The sequence below is a fragment of the Microvirga sp. P4_G7 genome, from assembly GCF_056401005.1.
Window position 1 is genome coordinate 1 of record NZ_JBFUKD010000868.1, and the last position, 1,319, is coordinate 1,319.

Annotated in this window: 1 protein-coding gene; it reads right to left on the bottom strand. The window is 67.4% G+C overall.

The annotated features are described in order from the left end of the window. The coding region (gene hrpB, locus AC1DT3_RS21475; RefSeq protein WP_477467211.1) for an ATP-dependent helicase HrpB at positions 1-1,319 on the bottom strand (1,319 nt) is incomplete at both ends.

Consider the following 1,319-nt stretch of genomic DNA (forward strand, 5'->3'; position numbering starts at 1 on the left):
CAGGATAGGCGAGGGCCAGCAAGCCGCCGGTCGAGAGGCGCTCTCGGCCATTAGCGGTCTCGCCGGCTTCCTTGGCCCAGGCGCGAGCGAGGCGCGCCATGTCCTGGGCGCGCTTTGAGCGGTCGCGTCGGAAGCGATCGATGCGGTCGGTGAGATCGACGGCATCGCCGCCCAACCCGCGTTCGACGATGACGGCCGCGAGTTCGGCGGCTTCCCGCCCCTGCCCCGTGTCACCGGCGGCCAGAACCATCCGGGCAAGCCGCGGCGGCAATGGCAGGCGCCGCAGCCGCTGGCCCGTTTCGGTAATCCGGCCGTCCTCGTCGAGGGCCGACAATTGCACCAGTAATCCCCTCGCCTCGATGATTGCCGGCGATGGCGGCTCGTCGAGGAATGCGAGCTTGGACGGTTCGCTCACGCCCCATGCCGCGCAATCGAGGAGCAGAGGCGCCAGATCGGCGGACAGGATTTCGGGACGCGCAAACGCTTCGAGCGCGCCTGTCGCCGCCTCTTCCCACAATCGGTAGCAGATTCCCGGCTCCGTACGCCCTGCACGTCCGCGGCGTTGATCGGCGGCGGCACGTGACACGCGGACAGTCTCCAGACGCGTCAATCCGATATCCGGTTCGAAGACGGGGACGCGGGCGAGACCGGAATCGACCACCACGCGGACGCCTTCGATGGTGAGGGAGGTTTCGGCGATGGAGGTCGCCAGGACGATCTTGCGCCGCCCGGCCTTGGTGGGACCGACCGCGAGATCCTGCTCGTTGCGATCGAGGGCGCCGTAGAGAGGCGCCAGATCGACCGTGGGATCGTTCAAGCGGTCGCGCAGCAATGCGTCGACCCGGCGAATTTCACCCTGCCCCGGCAGGAAAACGAGGACCGAGCCCGATTCGGCCCGGAGCGCTCTCAGTACTGCGTCGGCGACCTGCTCCTCGATCCGGCGCTGCGGATCGCGCCCGAGATAGCGCGTCTCGACGGGGTAGGCGCGGCCCTCCGATTGAATGACCGGCGCATCGCCCAGGAGCCTCGCGACACGGGCGCCATCGAGCGTTGCGGACATGACGAGGAGACGCAGATCCTCCCGCAAACCGCTCTGCGCATCGAGCGCGAGGGCAAGTCCGAGATCGGCATCGAGCGAACGTTCGTGAAATTCGTCGAAGAGAACAGCAGCGATGCCGTCGAGGGTGGGATCGTCGAGGATCATGCGGGCGAAGATGCCCTCGGTCACCACCTCGATGCGCGTCTTGCGGCTGATCTTCGAGCCGAGGCGAACCCGTAAACCAACGGTTTCTCCGACACTCTCGCCGAGAGTCTGCGCC